This window comes from Bradyrhizobium sp. HKCCYLRH2047 (genome assembly GCF_051168175.1).
Lineage (GTDB): Bacteria > Pseudomonadota > Alphaproteobacteria > Rhizobiales > Xanthobacteraceae > Bradyrhizobium.
Genome location: NZ_JBNPUM010000016.1, coordinates 102,968 through 118,351 on the forward strand (window position 1 = coordinate 102,968; position 15,384 = coordinate 118,351).

General features: G+C 66.7%; 16 protein-coding genes. 7 read left to right on the plus strand and 9 right to left on the minus strand.

Annotated elements, in window-relative coordinates:
• Nucleotides 1-215: 215 nt before the first annotated feature.
• From ACQR1D_RS28760 to ACQR1D_RS28775, 4 genes are all read left to right on the plus strand, one after another.
• Entirely contained in the window at nucleotides 216-1,463 is a 1,248-nt protein-coding gene (locus ACQR1D_RS28760; RefSeq protein ID WP_434840436.1) for an MFS transporter, read from the plus strand.
• A gap of 64 nt (nucleotides 1,464-1,527) precedes the next feature.
• Entirely contained in the window at nucleotides 1,528-2,514 is a 987-nt protein-coding gene (gene acuI, locus ACQR1D_RS28765) for an acrylyl-CoA reductase (NADPH) (RefSeq protein ID WP_434840435.1), read from the plus strand.
• A gap of 114 nt (nucleotides 2,515-2,628) precedes the next feature.
• Entirely contained in the window at nucleotides 2,629-3,294 is a 666-nt protein-coding gene (locus ACQR1D_RS28770) for a hypothetical protein (protein ID WP_315802843.1), read from the plus strand.
• A 176-nt stretch (nucleotides 3,295-3,470) separates the two neighbouring features.
• A complete protein-coding gene (locus tag ACQR1D_RS28775; protein WP_015668557.1) occupies nucleotides 3,471-3,704 on the plus strand; it encodes a DUF6894 family protein in 234 nt (77 codons plus the stop codon).
• 170 nt (nucleotides 3,705-3,874) lie between these two features.
• Here the strand turns inward: ACQR1D_RS28775 and ACQR1D_RS28780 are convergent, their stop codons facing one another.
• Nucleotides 3,875-4,072, minus strand: coding sequence for a hypothetical protein (locus ACQR1D_RS28780; protein ID WP_315802844.1), 198 nt, complete (start codon nucleotides 4,070-4,072; stop codon nucleotides 3,875-3,877).
• Nucleotides 4,073-4,293: 221 nt separating this feature from the next.
• Between ACQR1D_RS28780 and ACQR1D_RS28785 the strand changes: the two genes are divergently transcribed.
• Nucleotides 4,294-5,982 (plus strand): methyl-accepting chemotaxis protein, encoded by a 1,689-nt coding sequence (locus ACQR1D_RS28785; RefSeq protein ID WP_434840434.1) that lies wholly within the window; start codon nucleotides 4,294-4,296, stop codon nucleotides 5,980-5,982.
• A gap of 12 nt (nucleotides 5,983-5,994) precedes the next feature.
• Here the strand turns inward: ACQR1D_RS28785 and ACQR1D_RS28790 are convergent, their stop codons facing one another.
• The 7 genes from ACQR1D_RS28790 to ACQR1D_RS28820 all read right to left on the minus strand — a co-directional run bounded on the left by ACQR1D_RS28790 (nucleotide 5,995) and on the right by ACQR1D_RS28820 (nucleotide 12,111).
• On the minus strand, nucleotides 5,995-8,676 hold the full coding sequence (locus ACQR1D_RS28790; RefSeq protein WP_434840433.1) for a DUF2339 domain-containing protein: 2,682 nt from the start codon (nucleotides 8,674-8,676) through the stop codon (nucleotides 5,995-5,997).
• A gap of 188 nt (nucleotides 8,677-8,864) precedes the next feature.
• Nucleotides 8,865-9,371 (minus strand): tyrosine phosphatase family protein, encoded by a 507-nt coding sequence (locus ACQR1D_RS28795; RefSeq protein WP_315802848.1) that lies wholly within the window; start codon nucleotides 9,369-9,371, stop codon nucleotides 8,865-8,867.
• Nucleotides 9,372-9,487: 116 nt separating this feature from the next.
• Nucleotides 9,488-9,736 carry a hypothetical protein gene (locus ACQR1D_RS28800; RefSeq protein WP_315802849.1) on the minus strand — a complete coding sequence of 83 codons (249 nt, stop codon included), beginning with the start codon at nucleotides 9,734-9,736 and terminating at the stop codon, nucleotides 9,488-9,490.
• Nucleotides 9,733-9,972 (minus strand): hypothetical protein, encoded by a 240-nt coding sequence (locus ACQR1D_RS28805; protein WP_315802850.1) that lies wholly within the window; start codon nucleotides 9,970-9,972, stop codon nucleotides 9,733-9,735. Before ACQR1D_RS28805 ends, ACQR1D_RS28800 begins: the two co-directional genes overlap by 4 nt.
• Before the next feature lies 1 nt (nucleotide 9,973).
• A complete protein-coding gene (locus ACQR1D_RS28810; protein ID WP_316178222.1) occupies nucleotides 9,974-10,591 on the minus strand; it encodes an HD family hydrolase in 618 nt (205 codons plus the stop codon).
• Nucleotides 10,588-11,217 (minus strand): DNA-3-methyladenine glycosylase I, encoded by a 630-nt coding sequence (locus ACQR1D_RS28815; protein ID WP_434840432.1) that lies wholly within the window; start codon nucleotides 11,215-11,217, stop codon nucleotides 10,588-10,590. Before ACQR1D_RS28815 ends, ACQR1D_RS28810 begins: the two co-directional genes overlap by 4 nt.
• Before the next feature lie 9 nt (nucleotides 11,218-11,226).
• On the minus strand, nucleotides 11,227-12,111 hold the full coding sequence (locus ACQR1D_RS28820; protein WP_434840431.1) for a YgfZ/GcvT domain-containing protein: 885 nt from the start codon (nucleotides 12,109-12,111) through the stop codon (nucleotides 11,227-11,229).
• Between the two features lie 198 nt (nucleotides 12,112-12,309).
• Here ACQR1D_RS28820 and ACQR1D_RS28825 point away from each other — a divergent pair, with 198 nt between their 5' ends.
• The gene (locus tag ACQR1D_RS28825; RefSeq protein WP_316178468.1) at nucleotides 12,310-13,644 is read left to right on the plus strand and encodes a dihydroorotase; all 1,335 of its coding nucleotides are present in this window, start codon (nucleotides 12,310-12,312) and stop codon (nucleotides 13,642-13,644) included.
• 130 nt (nucleotides 13,645-13,774) lie between these two features.
• On the opposite strand, the gene ACQR1D_RS28830 is transcribed toward ACQR1D_RS28825, so the two are convergent.
• On the minus strand, nucleotides 13,775-14,296 hold the full coding sequence (locus ACQR1D_RS28830) for a protein phosphatase CheZ (RefSeq protein WP_434840430.1): 522 nt from the start codon (nucleotides 14,294-14,296) through the stop codon (nucleotides 13,775-13,777).
• Between the two features lie 438 nt (nucleotides 14,297-14,734).
• Between ACQR1D_RS28830 and ACQR1D_RS28835 the strand changes: the two genes are divergently transcribed.
• Complete coding sequence (locus ACQR1D_RS28835; protein WP_434840429.1) at nucleotides 14,735-15,178, plus strand: CBS domain-containing protein; 444 nt, start codon at nucleotides 14,735-14,737, stop codon at nucleotides 15,176-15,178.
• Nucleotides 15,179-15,384 lie beyond the last annotated feature (206 nt).

A 15,384-nucleotide genomic window follows, 5' to 3' on the forward strand; every position in this document is an offset into this window, starting at 1 on the left:
TCGTTCGCGACTCGCGTATCAGGACGTTTCCCGCCGGGACAAAGACGCAGGAGCGAGTTCCGCTGCCGGAACTTGCTTCGGATGACACCTGCTCATGGCTGGCCGCCACATCGAAATTTTTCATGGCTGGGTTCCGCTTTTGAGCTTGGGAGTTCAATGCAGATGCATTAACCGGAGAGGCGCGGCGGACAGCGACCGCGGCAGGGAGGACACGGATGTCGGTACAGGCAGGCGATCTCGGCACGGTGTCCCGCAGCCAGGGCTGGCGCACGCCGGTGGTCATCATCGTGTGCGGCTGCGCGATTGCGCTGCTGAGCTTCGGTCCGCGCTCCAGCCTCGGCTTCTTCGTGCAGCCGATGAGCCGTGAGTTCGCCTGGGGCCGCGACGTGTTCGCCCTTGCAGTGGCGGTGCAGAATTTGTTGTGGGGGCTCGGTCAGCCGCTCGCCGGCGCGATCGCCGACCGTTTCGGCGTGATGCGCGTGATCTGTGTCGGCGCGCTGCTCTATGCCGGCGGCCTGCTGATGATGCGCTATTCCAGCTCGCCGCTGTCGCTGAACATCGGCGCCGGCGTGCTGGTCGGCTTCGGCCTGTCGGGCTGCTCGTTCAACCTCATCCTGTCGGCCTTCAGCAAGCTGCTGCCGCCGGAGCGGCGCGGCATCGCGCTCGGCGCCGGCACCGCGGCCGGCTCGCTCGGCCAGTTCCTGTTCGCGCCCTTCGGCGTCGCGCTGATCGACCAGTTCGGCTGGCAGAGCGCGCTGATGGTGTTCGCTTGCCTGATGCTGTTCATCGTCCCGCTCTCGCTCGCCGTGGCAACGCCGCCGGCCGCCGAGGCCAAGCCGACGGAGGCCGAGCAGCAGTCGTTCACGACGGCGCTGATGGAGGCGTTCGGCCACCGCTCCTACGTGCTGCTGGTGCTCGGCTTCTTCACCTGCGGCTTCCAACTCGCCTTCATCACCGTGCATTTGCCGGCATTCCTGGTCGATCGAGGCCTGTCGGCGCAGACCGGCGGCTGGGTGATCGCGGCGATCGGGCTGTTCAACATCATCGGCTCGCTCAGCGTCGGCTGGCTGCAGAGCCGGCTGCCGAAGCGCTACATCCTGTCCTTCATCTATTTCACCCGCGCGCTGGCGACGCTCGCCTTCATCTCGTTCCCGGTGACGCCGGCGACTGCGATCGCGTTCGGCGCGGTGTCGGGGCTGGCCTGGCTCTCCACGGTGCCGCCGACCTCGTCGCTGGTCGCGATCATGTTCGGCACCCGCTGGCTCGCCACGCTCTATGGCTTCGCCTTCGTGAGCCACCAGGTCGGTGGTTTCCTCGGCGTCTGGCTCGGCGGCATCGTGTTCGAGCGCTACGGCTCGTATACGCCGATCTGGTGGCTCTCGATCCTGTTCGGCGTGCTGTCGGCGCTGATCAACCTGCCGATCGTCGAGAAGCCGGTCGCGCGTGCCGTTCCCGCGACCTGAGTTGCGCGGCCGATCCGATCGGCTAAACATGGCGTGAGACGAAGACAGCGCAGGGAGTGCGGCAGTGGGAACGTTCAAGGCGATCCGGATCGACAAGGCGGACAAGGGAACGACCGCGACGCTGACGCAGTTCGATGAAGCCGAGCTGATGGACGGTGACGTCACCGTGAAGGTCGAGTGGTCGGCGCTGAACTACAAGGATGGGCTGGCGCTGACCGGCAAGGCGCCGGTGGTGCGCCGCTTCCCGATGATCGCGGGGATCGATTTCGCCGGCACGGTCGAGCAGTCCAGCCATCCCGCCTGGAAGCCGGGCGATGCCGTGATCTGCACCGGCTGGGGCATGGGCGAGACCCATCTCGGCGCCTATGCCGAGAAGGCGCGGGTCAAGGGCGACTGGCTGGTCGGCCTGCCGCAGGGGCTGTCGGCCCGCGACGCGATGGCGATCGGCACCGCCGGCTTCACCGCGATGCTCGCGGTGCTCGCCCTGGAGAAGCACGGGCTGACGCCGGCGAGCGGGCCGGTGGTGGTGACGGGTGCGGCCGGCGGCGTCGGCTCGGTGGCGACGGCGGTGCTCGCCAAGCTCGGCTACCACGTGATCGCTTCGACCGGCCGGCCGGCCGAGGCCGACTATCTCAAGTCGCTCGGTGCCGCCGAGATCATCGACCGCAACGAGCTGTCCGGGCCGGCCAAGCCGCTGGCGAAGGAGCGCTGGGCGGGCGGCATCGACAGCGTCGGCTCCAATACGCTCGCCAACCTGCTGGCGATGACCAAATATGGCGGCGCCATCGCCGCCTGCGGCCTCGCTGCCGGCATGGATTTGCCATCGTCGGTGGCGCCATTCATTTTGCGCGGCGTGTGCCTCCTCGGCATCGATTCGGTGATGTGCCCGCTGCCGGCGCGCAAGGCGGCCTGGCAACGCCTCGCGACCGATCTGGATCGCGCAAAACTAGCTGAAATCACTCACGAAATTGCCCTGGACCAGGTGGCGTCGCTGGGTCCGCAGATCCTCGCGGGCCAGGTCCGCGGCCGTACGGTGGTAAGAATATCCTGAGGACGTTCAGACTTTTCAAACCATGCTGCTCCATTGTTGCCATGGTTGGTATGGTAAGCATGGGGTAAAGATACCGCCTTACCCGCTGCGTGGGGTTAAGTGGGAGTTTGATGCATGCTCGCGCGTATATTGCTGGGGACCGTGACTGCCGGTGCCGTGATTGCTCCCGCGATCGCGGGTTCGATGACCGCCGACGAGGCCCGCAAATTCGTCGCCGGGAAGGTGTTCGCCTTCACCTGTGTCGACGGCACCCGTGGCGCGGGCCGCATCCTCGACGACATGGGCGCCGCCGGCGCGGTGCAGTTCTCCGGCTCTGGCCCGGTGCGTCACATCCGTCTGCCCGGCAATACCCTGCAGATTCGCGGCCAGAATGTCTGCGCTGCCATCAAGGGCATGCCGTTCGAGCCGTGCTTCAACCTCGACAAGAAGGACGACCGCAGCTTCCGCGGCTCGGTCTCCGGGCTCGGCGCCTTCGCCTATTGCGATTTCCAGCACCAGGGCGGAGCCACCATGCTGATGGCGCGCGCCGTGGCGCGGCCGCGCGCACGCGCTGCTGCGCCCGCGGCTGACGGCTCGCACACCGAAGTCGCGGCGCGGGTCGAGACGCCGCGGGTGGAGCGCAGCAAGGTTGAACCCTTGAAGGCAGATGCTGCGAAGGCCGCCAAGGCGGACAGTTCCAAGACTGAGAACATCAAGGCCGAAAACGCGAAGGCTGAGATGACCAAATCCGATAACGCGAAGTCGGATGCGGCGCCGGAGCTGCGTCGCTCGACCGATTAGTTGTTAGTTCACCGATCATTGAAAAACCAGCTCCCTATTAACATAGAGCAATATTTTAAGCTGACCGCACGTTAGTGGTCATTGCGCCGTAGTCGTACGGAATCTTAAATTCATGCCTCGGTAGCGACTCGTGTGCAGTTTGCGACCAGGGGGGTGGCCCATGAGAAAGGGTCGTTATGTCGCTTTATTTCTTCCGGATCAGCCAGGGCCGCTATTCTGGCGCTGCTGACCAGCCTTATGAATTCGCCAACCGGGAAACCGCCTGGAACGAGCTGACGGCTGTCTGCTCCGACCTGATCGGTGGGATCTCGAAGTCGTTGCAGCAGGGGGCCGAGTGGCAGATGGAACTGCTCGACGAAGCCAAGCAACCGGTGTTCCGGATTCGCCTCGTGTCCGAAGCGGTCGGCTGAGGTCCGGCTGTCCGGGTGATTGGGTTGTGGGCCGTCGGAGCCCGGTCCGGTTTGCCGTGGCGCCGATCGCTCGTGCGGGGCATCTTTCGATGAAGTCTGCGTCCACTCCGGGCGGGTCGGCCGCAACCCGGTAGAGTTCGGCCCTGGCTCCGCGTCGTGCCGCGGCCACCTCATCTCCGATAGATACGCACGATGATCAGCGTCGTCGGTAGCTGCGGCGCCTGCCAGTGCGGGTGGCGGCAGTGATCGCCCTTTGCCCGGCGCACCGTTTGAAGCTCCTGCTTCGACGCAATCCTGCAACGGTATCGGGAGACCTGGTCCAGCGCGGGCCGGTTTCGGAGCACCGCGTCGTTGCGCACGATGATCATTTTATGCGGTTTGTCCGTAATCTTACGGTTCCCGCATTAACCTCCGATAAGCCTGTTTCGCGCCCAATGAGTTCCGTCAGCGACGACGTGCGGGTCCGGAATTTTCGGAGTCTGCCGATCTCCTGACCTTCGACCGCGCAGCGCAGCGCAGACCTGGATGTTCGGGCCGTCCCTGGCGCTGGCAGAACGCGGCCGAACCACGCAGTCAGCTGGGGTCCTCCGTGTCAACAATGTCCATCCGTACGAAGATCATATCGGTCATCGCCTTCATGCTCGTCACCATGTGCGGGCTCGGCGTGCTCGCCGTCACCAGCATGCAGTCGATCAATGCCAACACGGTCGACATCGCCCAAAACTGGCTGCCGAGCGTGCGCGCAATCGGCGAGCTGCGCGCCGACATCAACCTGCTGCGCATCGCCTTGCGCGCGCATGTGATGTCGGAGACGGCCGAGGCCAAGCAGGGCGCGGAGAAGCGCGTCAACGGAATCCTCGAGACGATCAACAAGGACCGCAAGACCTACGAGCCGATGATCACCTCGACCGAGGAGCGGGCGATCTACAACAACTGGGTGCAGTCCTGGGAGAAGTATGTCGTCGCGGTCAAGCAGGTGATGGACGAATCCAACAAGAGCGTCGGAAAGATCCCGCACGAAGCCACCGAAATGCTGGAAAAATCGGCCGCCGCGATCGCGCGCGATGCCGACAAGTATTTCATCCAGGACATCGAGTTCAACAACAAGGGCGCCGACAACGCGACGCGGCAGGCCGCCGAGAGCTTCACGCGTGCGATCTGGCTCGTGGTGTCGATCATTGCCGCGGCCGTCATTGCCGGCATCGGCGTCGGATTCTATCTCGTGCAGAACGTCTCGTCCGGCATCGCCTCGATCATCAAGCCGATGCAGGAGCTCGCCAAGGGCGATCTCGGCGCGGAGGTGACGCATCGCGGCGAACCGACCGAGATCGGCGCCATGGCCGATACGCTGCAGGTGTTCAAGGAGGCGCTGATCGCCAAGAAGGAGGCCGACGAGCTCGCGGCTCACGATGCCGAGGCCAAGATCGAACGCGGCCGTCGCGTCGACAACATCACCCGCCAGTTCGAGGCGACGATCGGCGAGATCGTGCAGACGGTGTCTTCGGCCTCGACCGAGCTCGAGCATTCCGCCGGCGCGCTGTCATCCACCGCGACGCGCTCGCAGGAGATCTCCACGATGGTCGCGGCGGCCTCCGAGGAGGCCTCCACCAACGTGCAGTCGGTCGCCTCGGCGACCGAGGAGCTGTCGTCCTCGATCACCGAGATCAGCCGCCAGGTGCAGGAATCGGCCCGCATGGCCACCGAGGCCGTGGACCAGGCGCGCATGACCAACGATCGCGTCAGCGAACTGAGCAAGGCGGCTGCGCGCATCGGCGACGTCGTCGAGCTGATCAACACGATCGCCGGACAGACCAACCTCCTGGCTCTGAACGCGACCATCGAGGCGGCCCGCGCCGGCGAGGCTGGCCGCGGCTTCGCGGTCGTCGCCTCCGAGGTGAAGGCGCTGGCCGAGCAGACCGCCAAGGCGACCGACGAGATCGGCCAGCAGGTGTCCGGTATCCAGGCGGCGACGCAGGAATCGGTCGGCGCCATCCGGGCGATCTCCACGACCATCGAGAAACTGTCGGAGATCTCGTCCGCGATCGCCGCCGCGGTGGAGGAGCAGGGCGCGGCGACCCAGGAGATCTCGCGCAACGTCCAGCAGGCCTCGCAAGGCACGCAGGAGGTGTCGTCGAACGTCGTTGACGTGCAGCGCGGAGCGTCGGAGACGGGCCAGGCGTCGGCCCATGTTCTGTCCGCGGCGCAATCGTTGGCCGTCGACAGTGACCGCCTCAAGCGCGAGGTTGCCTCGTTCCTGCAGTCGGTCCGCGCGGCGTAAGCATTCGCGAGACTACGCCGCCGGCTGAGCCGGCGGCACCTGCTGCTGCCGCCGGAACAGCACTTTCTGGTACAGCCAGCCGATCGCGACCAGCACCAGGCCGAGTCCGATGAACGACAGTGCGCGCCACACGCCCGTCAGAGCCGACATGTCGACCAGGAAGGCCTTCAGGATCGTCAGCGCGATCACGATGGCGGACGCCAGACGCGCGCGCTGCGACTGCACGACGATTCCGATCCCGAGCAGCACCACGCCGAAGGCGAGCCAGGCGATCGAATAGGTGTACTGCTCGGCGGCGCTGGTCGGCCCTGCCGTCAGATCGGGGCCGTGATAGATCCGGCGGATCTCGAGGCTGACATAGGACAGCGCCATGACCAGCGCGCCCGCGGCCAGCGTATTGCCATAGGCCGGCGGACGGCGGCCTGCGACCGCGTAGGACAGCAGCAGCATCAGCACCGCCGGGAACGCATAGGCCAGGATCAGGATGTTGAGCAGGCCGCCCTTGATCGCGACGTCCGAGATCATCGGGTTCTCGAACATCAGCAGACCGAGCACGGTGGCGCCGCCGGCAACGCCGGTCAGGATCACGGCGCCGATGTTGTGCACGATGCTGCCGCTGCGCGCCCGCAACCGCTCCAGCCCGATCGCCAGCGCCAGGGCCACGCAGACGTCGAGGCCGATTTCGGCAAGCGACGGCACCGCCAGCATGTCGCCGTCATTGACGGCGTGGCGGATCTCCAGGAAGGCGAGCAGGGTGGTGAACAGGATCGCGGCGGCCTCCACCGCGCGTAAGGGCGCGTCGTCGCCATGGCGGCGCATCAGATAGCTCGCGCCCCAGAACGACGCCGCCGGCACGCCATAGCCCCACAGCAGCCAGTTGACGATCGGCGTGGTGCCGACATCGGCGCCGACGATGCGCGGATCATGGCCGATGCGCAGCACCACGAGACCGGCAAAGACGGCCGCGAGCGTGCGCAGGAACGGGATCGGCCGGCTCTCGTAGATCCAGGCGGTGCCGAGCGACATCAGCGCCAGCGCGATCGTCAGCCAGCCTTTTTCCAGCGCGAAGGTCAGCGCCAGCGCCAGCGCGGCCAGCGTGCCGGTCGCGAACAGCGCGATCGAGACACTGAGGCCGGGACGCTCCTCGCGCCGCGTCAGCGCCTCGGTGGCGACGGCAAAGCCGGCGGCGAGCACGACGGCGACGATCGCGAACGGGATCGAGCGGTCGAGATGGGCGATGCGCGCGTAGAGCGCGACCAGCAGCGCCAGCGGCGTGAACACGCCGGCCGCCGACCACACCACCGGCACGGCGGCGTTGTGCGAGCGCCCCTGCGCCAGGAAGCCGGCGCCGCCGAAGCCGAGCGCGAAGATCGCCGCCGTGACCAGATGCGAGGTGACCGATGCGCCGAGCGGGTTCGGTCCCATTCCCGGCAGCGCGCCGCCGGGCAGCACCAGCAGGTCCGGATTGTCGCGCAGCGCCCATTCGGCGAACACGAGGAACACGGTCGCAGCGGCGGCGGCCACCGCGCCGGCTGCGCTCGGCGCGCGCCAGGCGACCGCCAGCGTCGCCGCGACCAGCACCGTGAAGCCGATCAGCGCCAGGCCGTCATGGAAGCTCGCCAGCACGACCAGCATGGCGCCGAGCAGATAGACGGCGAGCCCCACCGACGAGATCGGCTCGACCTCGTCATTGTCGGCTGCGGGCCCGAACATGAAGCCGCAGACCACGATCAGCGCGGCCAGTGCAAAGCCGGCGACGACATGGAAGACGTGTGGCGCCACCGTCTCGACGCCCGCGTCGAGCCCGGGCAGGGTCCACAGGAACGACAGCCCGATCGTGGTCATCGCGAGCCAGCGCCACAGCCGCACGCGCGCCAGCGCGAACGCGGCTGCGGTGACGATGGCGAGGTAGATGTAGAGCGCCCAGTAGTTCGGCTCGCCGGTCGACACCAGCACCGGCGTCGTGAATGCCGCGACGAGGCCGAGCCCGGCCAGCGCCGGGCCGTGCAGCAGCGCCGCCGCCAGCGTGCCCAGCGCGACCACGCCGAGCAGCACGAAGGCGATCGCGGGCGGCAGGAAGTCGTAGAGTGCGTAGGCCGCGTAGATGGTGGCGAAGGCGACCGCCGTGCCGGCCGCGGTGAGGATCGCCGGGATGTTGGCGATCGGCAGCGCCGCGATCTGCGAGATGCTCTCCCTTCGCCGCGTCCATTCGCCGGCCGCGAGCAGCGCGGCCGCAAACAGCGCGCCGAGCGCGACGCGCACCTCGGGGCCGACCAGGCCGGCCTCGATCGAATAGCGCACCATGAAGAAGCCGCCGAGCGCCAGGGTCAGCCCACCGATCCACACCACCCAGCGGGTGCCGATGCGCTCCTCGAAGCCGGCCGCGGGCTGCGGCACGGGTGGTGGGGACACGAGCGGCGGCTGATCGGCCGCTGCGTCGCTCGCCAGCGCCGCGGGCTGGAGAGCAGGCTCGGTCAGCTCCGGCAATGGAGGCGGCATTGGCGGGGCTTCAGCGGGCTCCTGAAGCGGGCTGAGCGGCGGCGCGACCACCGGCGCGGCCGCGATCGGGGGGGCGGCCTCGAGCTTGGCCAGCCGTGCCTGCACCTCGGCCAATCGGTCGGACGTCCGTCGCGCGAAGGCGAGCGCCGCGAACGCCACCAGCAGGGCGATCCAATCCAGGGGCCAATCGAACATCACGCGGAAATCCTGAAATCGATGCCGCCGGGAGGCGTCACGGGTGGAGGGAAGCTGCGAGCCCTTGCGGACCCCGGCGAATCGGCCAACTGCTCCGGCGGGCCGCACGATGGCCGTCGTTCCCTCTGTGTCAAACCGCGGAACATAAGTTCAAAGCGCGCCGGTATGCGGCTACGCAGCGCCGCAACTCAGTCCAGATCGATCCGGAACGGCGCGCTGTCGACCATCATGGCGCCGGGCCCGATCGCGTCCAGCGCGCGCACCATGCGGCCGTTGCGGCCCAGCGCCCTGTCGGCCAGGCTGACGATCAGCCGGTTCGGCGAGGCGATCGGCGAGGCCTGCCGGATCGCCCAGGCGATATCGAGCTCGTCGCGATGGGGGTTGAGCGCGCAGGCCGCGGCGAAGGCGCTCGCGGTGGAGCGGCTGATGCCGGCATAGCAGTGGATCACCAGCGGCGCCGCACGATCCCAGCCGCGCACGAACTCCAGCACCTGGGCGACGTGATCCTCGCTCGGCGCCATGAAGCCCGGCAGCTGCTCGGTGATGTCGTCGACCGAGACCCGCAGATGGTTCTCGGGGCGGATCGTCTCCGGCCGCCGCACCTGCTCGACATTGGCCATGATGGTCAGCACGTGGCTGGCGCCGGTCAGGCGCACGGTCTCGGGCAGGGCGGCGAGTGAGCAGACGTGGATCATGGCGAGCCTTTGAACGCCCGATTATACGAATGGGGGCACAAGGGCAAAAGCGCGTTTTGCAAAAGCGCGTTTTGGATGTCTGCCGTCGGGCTGGCGCATGTGTGCGCCGACAGCCCTCAGCGCGTGTTCTTGAGCTGCCGCAGCTCCTGGCGAACCAGATGGGCCTTGCCCTCGATCTCCGCGTTGAGCCGCTCGATGTGGTCCACGAGACCGTCGCGCAGACCCTCACGCCGTGCCTGTGATGAATGGACCGGCTGTCGAGCGCCCGTCTCTGCCCACGGACGCCGCAGGATGAGAGCGTACAGCGCCACCATCGCGGCCACCGCGAGCGGCATGCTCAACGCATAGATCTGGCCCATCGTCATCGGAGCCCTCCAAGGACCCATTGCCCCACCAAATGTAGGATCAAACCGGCCATGAAGCAAACCGGGGCCGACACATAGATCAGCGTCGGGTCGGTATTTTGCGGCAGGAAGCCATAGATTTCCTGTCCAATCGGCACGAAAACGCCGACCGAAACGATCGCGGTCGCCAGCGTGTTGGCCCAATTGGCCAGCAGCTTCAGGCGCTCGTTCTGGCGCTCTTCGGGCGTCAGCGGCATCTCAGCACGCCCCCAGCACCGTATTGAAGCGAGTCAGGAACTGCTTCTCGGCCTTGGCCGCGCTCCAGGGCGTCAGATAGTCGGTCACGGTGGCGTCCGGCAGGCCGGGATCGCGGCCGAACAGCTTCTTCGCCTCGCTGTCCGAGAAACCGGCGAGGCGCGTCGCCTCCAGAAAAGCGGCGCCGCGGTCGGCCGCCTTGATCTGGCGCTCGATCTCGGGGGCAATCTCGGCCGGCAGGCCGAAGCGGATGTGGATCGCCCCGAGCAGCCGCTTCTCGACTGATTTGTAGCTGCCGCCGAGCACCGCCTTGAACGGCGAGATCATGTCGCCGATGACGTATTCCGGCGCGTCGTGCAGCAGCGCGGCGAGCCGCAGCTTCGCATCGATGTTGGGCTTGCGCGCGCGCATCACCGTCTCGACCAGCAGCGTGTGCTGCGCGACCGAGAAGATGTGCGCGCCGGTGGTCTGGCCGTTCCAGCGCGCGACGCGCGCGAGCCCATGGGCGATGTCGGCGATCTCGACATCGAGCGGCGAGGGATCGATCAGGTTGAGCCGCCGGCCGGACAGCATGCGCTGCCAGACGCGGTCGTGCCCGCTCGGGGCCTTGTCAGTCGTCATTTGGGAGGCTTGAGGCGCGGGGCGCGGCGCTTGCCGCTGCAGGTCTCGTGGCAGAAGCAGGTGACGAGATGGTCGTTGACCATGCCGGTCGCCTGCATGAAGGCGTAGACGATCGTCGGCCCGACGAACTTGAAGCCGCGCGACGACAGCTCCTTGGAGATCTTGATCGACAGCGGCGTCGAGGCCGGCACGCTGGCGGTGGTCTTGAACTGGTTGACCTTGGGCGCGCCGTCCACGAAGCCCCACAGCAGCTTCGAGAAGCCGGGACCCTTGTCCTGGATGTCGAGCCAGGATTTCGCGCTGAGAATCGTGCCTTCGATCTTGGCGCGGTTGCGGACGATGCCGGCATCGCTCATCAGCGCGTGGATCTTCTTGTCGGAGTAGCGCGCGATCTTCTCCGGCTGGAAATCATCGAAGGCGCGGCGGAAATTGTCGCGCTTGCGCAGGATCGTGATCCACGACAGCCCGGCCTGGAAGCCGTCGAGGATCAGCTTCTCATACAGCGCGCGGTCGTCATATTCCGGCACGCCCCATTCGGTGTCGTGATAGGCGACATAGAGCGGATCGCTGCCCGGCCACGGGCAGCGCGTCAGGCCATCGGGATGGACGACAGCAGCGCGACCCATGAGACCGGCTCAGGCGACCGTCTGCTTGGGCGCGCCCTGCAGCGCGTCGGGATCGGCGATGCGCAGAACGAGGCCGCCCGCGGTGAGCGGCGTTCCCGCCTCCAATGCCTCGGCGGCGCGGTCGATGCGCAGCAACGCCATGCCCTTCTGCGCGGCGGCCGAGCCCATCGTGCCGACGGTCTTGTCGCCGGCCAGAATCGGTGTGCCGGGCTCCGGACCCGGCCCGTCGAGCAGCACCTTCGCCGCGCGTGTGCGCGTGGTGCCGCGATGATGCATGCGGCTCACGACCTCCTGGCCGACATAGCAGCCCTTGCCGACGTCGACGCCGTGCAGCCGGTCCATGTTGGTCTCGTGCGGGAAGGCGTCGCCATACATGAAGTCGAGCCCGCCGCGCGGCACGCTGTAGTCGATGCGATGCGCTTCATAGGCGGCGGAATCGACGAGCTCGGCGCCGAGCCGCGCGGCGATCTCCGCCAGCGCCTCCTGCGGCGCAATGACGCGTGCGCCGAGGCTCTCGTGACGCGGGTCGGCGAAGCTCGGCTCCGGCGTGGCGCCGATGGCGCCATCCCAGACCGCGATCACGCCGACCTGGTCGGACAGATTGCTGACCGCAACCTTGGCCCTGAGCTTGTAGAGATTCAGCTTGTCGGTGAGCGCCTGTGCGAGCGCGCGCGGACAGTCGAGCAGGAAGCGCTCGCCGGCGTCGGTCGCCGGCACCTGCGCCACCAGGAAATCAACGATGATCTTGCCCTGCGGCGTCAGCAGCGCGCCGAACCGGGCCTCGCCGGGCGTGAGCTTGGTGACGTCGGTGGTGAAGAGACCGTTGAGGAACTTGCGTGCATCCTCGCCGCTGACCTGGACCACGCCCCGGTCGTCGAGAAACGTCGCCTTCATTCGAAAAACCTCTTGCGACAGGCCGCACTGAAACGTAAGCCGCCCAGGCATAAACCACAAGGCTGAAACGCCGCCGCGCGGTGGCTTCATTCTAAAGATCGAGACTCGCGTGCCGCCGGAGGCCAGCAAATGGGCAGGCGCGCAGCATGATCGAGCTGTCTTGGGGTTGTCAGGAGAATGAAATCCTATGAGGGCTTCATGAGCGCGCGGTTCGACGTCATTCTGAAATCCGGCACCGTGGTCAATCAGGACGGCGAGGGTGTCCGCGACGTCGGTATCTCCGCCGGGCGCATCGTCGAGATCGGCAATCTCGGCGCCGCCTCGGCCGCCGAGATCATCGACTGTACCGGCCTGCACGTGCTGCCCGGCGTGATCGACACCCAGGTGCATTTCCGCGAGCCTGGCCTTACTCACAAGGAGGACCTCGAAACCGGCTCGCGCAGCGCCGTGATGGGCGGCGTCACCGCCGTGTTCGAGATGCCCAACACCAATCCGCTGACGGTGACCGAGGAGGCCTTCACCGCCAAGGTCGAAGCCGGCCGTCATCGCATGCATTGCGACTTCGCCTTCTTCATCGGCGGCACCCGCGAGAACGTCGAGCAATTGCCGGTGCTGGAGCGCGCCGAGGGCTGCGCCGGCGTGAAAGTGTTCGTCGGCTCCTCCACCGGCTCGCTGCTGGTCGAGGACGACGACAGCCTTCGCCGCATCTTCCAGGTGATCCGCCGCCGTGCCGCGTTCCACGCCGAGGACGAGTACCGCCTCAACGAGCGCAAGGATTTGCGGGTCGAGAACGATCCGCGCTCGCACCCGGTGTGGCGTGACGAGGAGGCGGCGCTGCGCGCCACGCAGCGTCTGGTCAATCTCGCGCACGAGACCGGCAAGCGCATCCACGTGCTGCACATCTCCACCAAGGAGGAGATCGTGTTTCTGCGCGACCACAAGGACGTCGCCACCGTCGAGGCGACGCCGCATCACCTCACCCTGGCGGCGCCGGAGTGCTACGAGCGGCTCGGCACCTACGCGCAGATGAATCCGCCGGTGCGCTCGGCGGATCATCGCGACGTGATCTGGTGGGGCGTCCACCAGGGCATCGTCGACATCCTCGGCTCCGACCACGCGCCGCACACCGCCGAGGAGAAGTCCAAGACCTATCCGGCCTCGCCCTCCGGCATGACCGGCGTGCAGACCCTGGTGCCCATCATGCTCGACCACGTCAATGCCGGCCGGCTGTCGCTGCAGCGTTTCGTCGACCTCACCAGCGCCGGCCCCGCCCGCATCTACAACATCGCCCGCAAGGGCCGCATTGCCGCCGGCTACGACGCCGATCTGACCATCGTGGACCTCAAGCGCAGCGAGACCATCACCCACGAATGGGTTGCCTCGAAAGCCGGCTGGACGCCGTATGATGGTGTGCGCGTCACCGGCTGGCCGGTCGGCACCTTCGTGCGCGGTCAACGTGTGATGTGGCAGGGCGAGCTGCTGACGCCGGCGACCGGTGAGCCTGTCAGCTTCATGGAGACGCTGCGGCCGTAACGTAGCTGCGTGTGATCTGACTCCGTCATTGCGAGCGCAGCGAAGCAATCGATGGCCCGGCAAGGACTCTGGATTGCTTCGCTGCGCTCGCAAGGACGTGGAGCTGATAGTACGACGGTCCCGCCGCAACTCACGTGAACAGCTTGTCGATGTCGTCCTGGGAAATCGCCACGCCCGGCCGTTTCGGACCCTCCAGCAAGTCCGGGACGCTCGAGGGGGCAGCAAGCTCGGCGGCCACCCGCGCCAGCTCCTCTTTTCCCCAGATGCGGACGAGCTTGTTGATGTGGTCCTCCATGAACTTCAGCGACTTGACCACCCGCGTGATCCGCTGCCCGGTGAGGTCCTGGAACGCGCAAGCCTCGAACACCTTGTTTGTGCTGTCGACGATCTCGTCGCAGACCGCTACGGTCTTCGGGTCCTTGACGCCCTGCAGCTTCCCGACGCTGGCGCTGATCGCCTCCATGCTTTCGAGGATCGCGTTTCCGGCTACTTCCGTATTTTCCACGATCGCGTCGAGCGTGTCGGTCATCGACGCAAAACTGCCCTTGCCGTCGCCTTGAAGAGCTGCGAGTTCGCGCCGCATGCTGCTGATCTGGGCGAACATCTCGACCAGGTACGTCTTCAGCAATCTCTCTTCTTCCGGCGCGATCATCAGAAATCCCCGACTTCTCTTTAACGTTTCCTTACCAACTCTTCACGCGGCAGTTGCACCCCCCGGCCTGCTCTTCCGTGAAGGCATTTCGGATTCGGTTCGGCCGTTGCCGGCTCGCAACGCGGCTCGAAGAGGTACCGTAGTCAGCCAAGTGAAGAATAGCTGCCTATTTTTGCCCGCTTTCGTTAAGGGCGCATGTTCATTCCCGTCAAAGGCGCTCAAATGGTGAAGGGTTTCTGACGGGACCTCGATGCCGCGGCTGCCGTGCGGCAGTTCCCGGTCCGCCGCCGCTTGACCCCGGGCTCTCTACCCGACCGCAATGGCGGTCCACAGTCAGGCGCACGGCCCCGGCGCGCCGCTGACGAAGCCGGATATTTCGACTATCCTGCCCAGCGGACCATCAAGGCGGGGCAGAACAGGGTCCAGGAGGGGACGTCGATGAGCACAGTCAGAAGCGCGCTGGCCCAGAAGAGTGCCGCCGTGATCCATGTTCATTCCGGCGACATGGTCGTCGAAGCCTTGCGCCAGATGCGCGACAATCGGGTGCGCTCGGTGCTGGTCATCGACGACGGCGTACTGGTCGGCATCATCACGCAAGGCGACTGCGCCATCAAGGTGCTGCTGCCCGGGCTCGATGCGAAGCAGACCCCGGTGAGCCAGGTGATGACGGCCAACCCGGTGACGATCAGGCCGGACCACAAGCTGGACAGTTGCATGGCGATGATGTCGCAGCGCGGCTTTCGCCATCTGCCGGTGCTGGACGCGGGCAAGGTCGTAGGCGTGATCTCGATCGGCGACGTCGTCAAGAACATCATCCGAGATCTGGAGCACGACGTGGACGACCTGATGGGCTACATCATGAAGGACGGCCCCGGCGGCTGACGGACGAACCCGGTGTCGTTGCCCTCCACCTCTGCTTGGTCCGTCACGGGCCCGGTCGCCAGCTCGCGTGAAGGTCTGCTTCCGATGCGCAACCGTAAGCAGGTGTCCGGGACGCCGGTCGGCCGCTTGTGTGAAGGGTTTCGGATGCCGGCCGCATGATTGACGGCGCGGCATATTCGGGCGGCCGGCGTCCGAAAGCCTCCAAG

Coding starts and splice junctions, on each gene's coding strand:
- ACQR1D_RS28805 (WP_315802850.1), bottom strand. CDS start 9,972: ATGCCGCTGACGCCCGAAGAGCGCCAGAACGAGCGCCTGAAGCTGCTG.
- ACQR1D_RS28825 (WP_316178468.1), top strand. CDS start 12,310: ATGAGCGCGCGGTTCGACGTCATTCTGAAATCCGGCACCGTGGTCAAT.
- ACQR1D_RS28815 (WP_434840432.1), bottom strand. CDS start 11,217: ATGGGTCGCGCTGCTGTCGTCCATCCCGATGGCCTGACGCGCTGCCCG.
- ACQR1D_RS28820 (WP_434840431.1), bottom strand. CDS start 12,111: ATGAAGGCGACGTTTCTCGACGACCGGGGCGTGGTCCAGGTCAGCGGC.
- ACQR1D_RS28775 (WP_015668557.1), top strand. CDS start 3,471: ATGTCGCTTTATTTCTTCCGGATCAGCCAGGGCCGCTATTCTGGCGCT.
- ACQR1D_RS28810 (WP_316178222.1), bottom strand. CDS start 10,591: ATGACGACTGACAAGGCCCCGAGCGGGCACGACCGCGTCTGGCAGCGC.
- ACQR1D_RS28835 (WP_434840429.1), top strand. CDS start 14,735: ATGAGCACAGTCAGAAGCGCGCTGGCCCAGAAGAGTGCCGCCGTGATC.
- ACQR1D_RS28795 (WP_315802848.1), bottom strand. CDS start 9,371: ATGATCCACGTCTGCTCACTCGCCGCCCTGCCCGAGACCGTGCGCCTG.
- ACQR1D_RS28830 (WP_434840430.1), bottom strand. CDS start 14,296: ATGATCGCGCCGGAAGAAGAGAGATTGCTGAAGACGTACCTGGTCGAG.
- ACQR1D_RS28770 (WP_315802843.1), top strand. CDS start 2,629: ATGCTCGCGCGTATATTGCTGGGGACCGTGACTGCCGGTGCCGTGATT.
- ACQR1D_RS28790 (WP_434840433.1), bottom strand. CDS start 8,676: ATGTTCGATTGGCCCCTGGATTGGATCGCCCTGCTGGTGGCGTTCGCG.
- ACQR1D_RS28800 (WP_315802849.1), bottom strand. CDS start 9,736: ATGACGATGGGCCAGATCTATGCGTTGAGCATGCCGCTCGCGGTGGCC.
- ACQR1D_RS28780 (WP_315802844.1), bottom strand. CDS start 4,072: ATGATCATCGTGCGCAACGACGCGGTGCTCCGAAACCGGCCCGCGCTG.
- ACQR1D_RS28760 (WP_434840436.1), top strand. CDS start 216: ATGTCGGTACAGGCAGGCGATCTCGGCACGGTGTCCCGCAGCCAGGGC.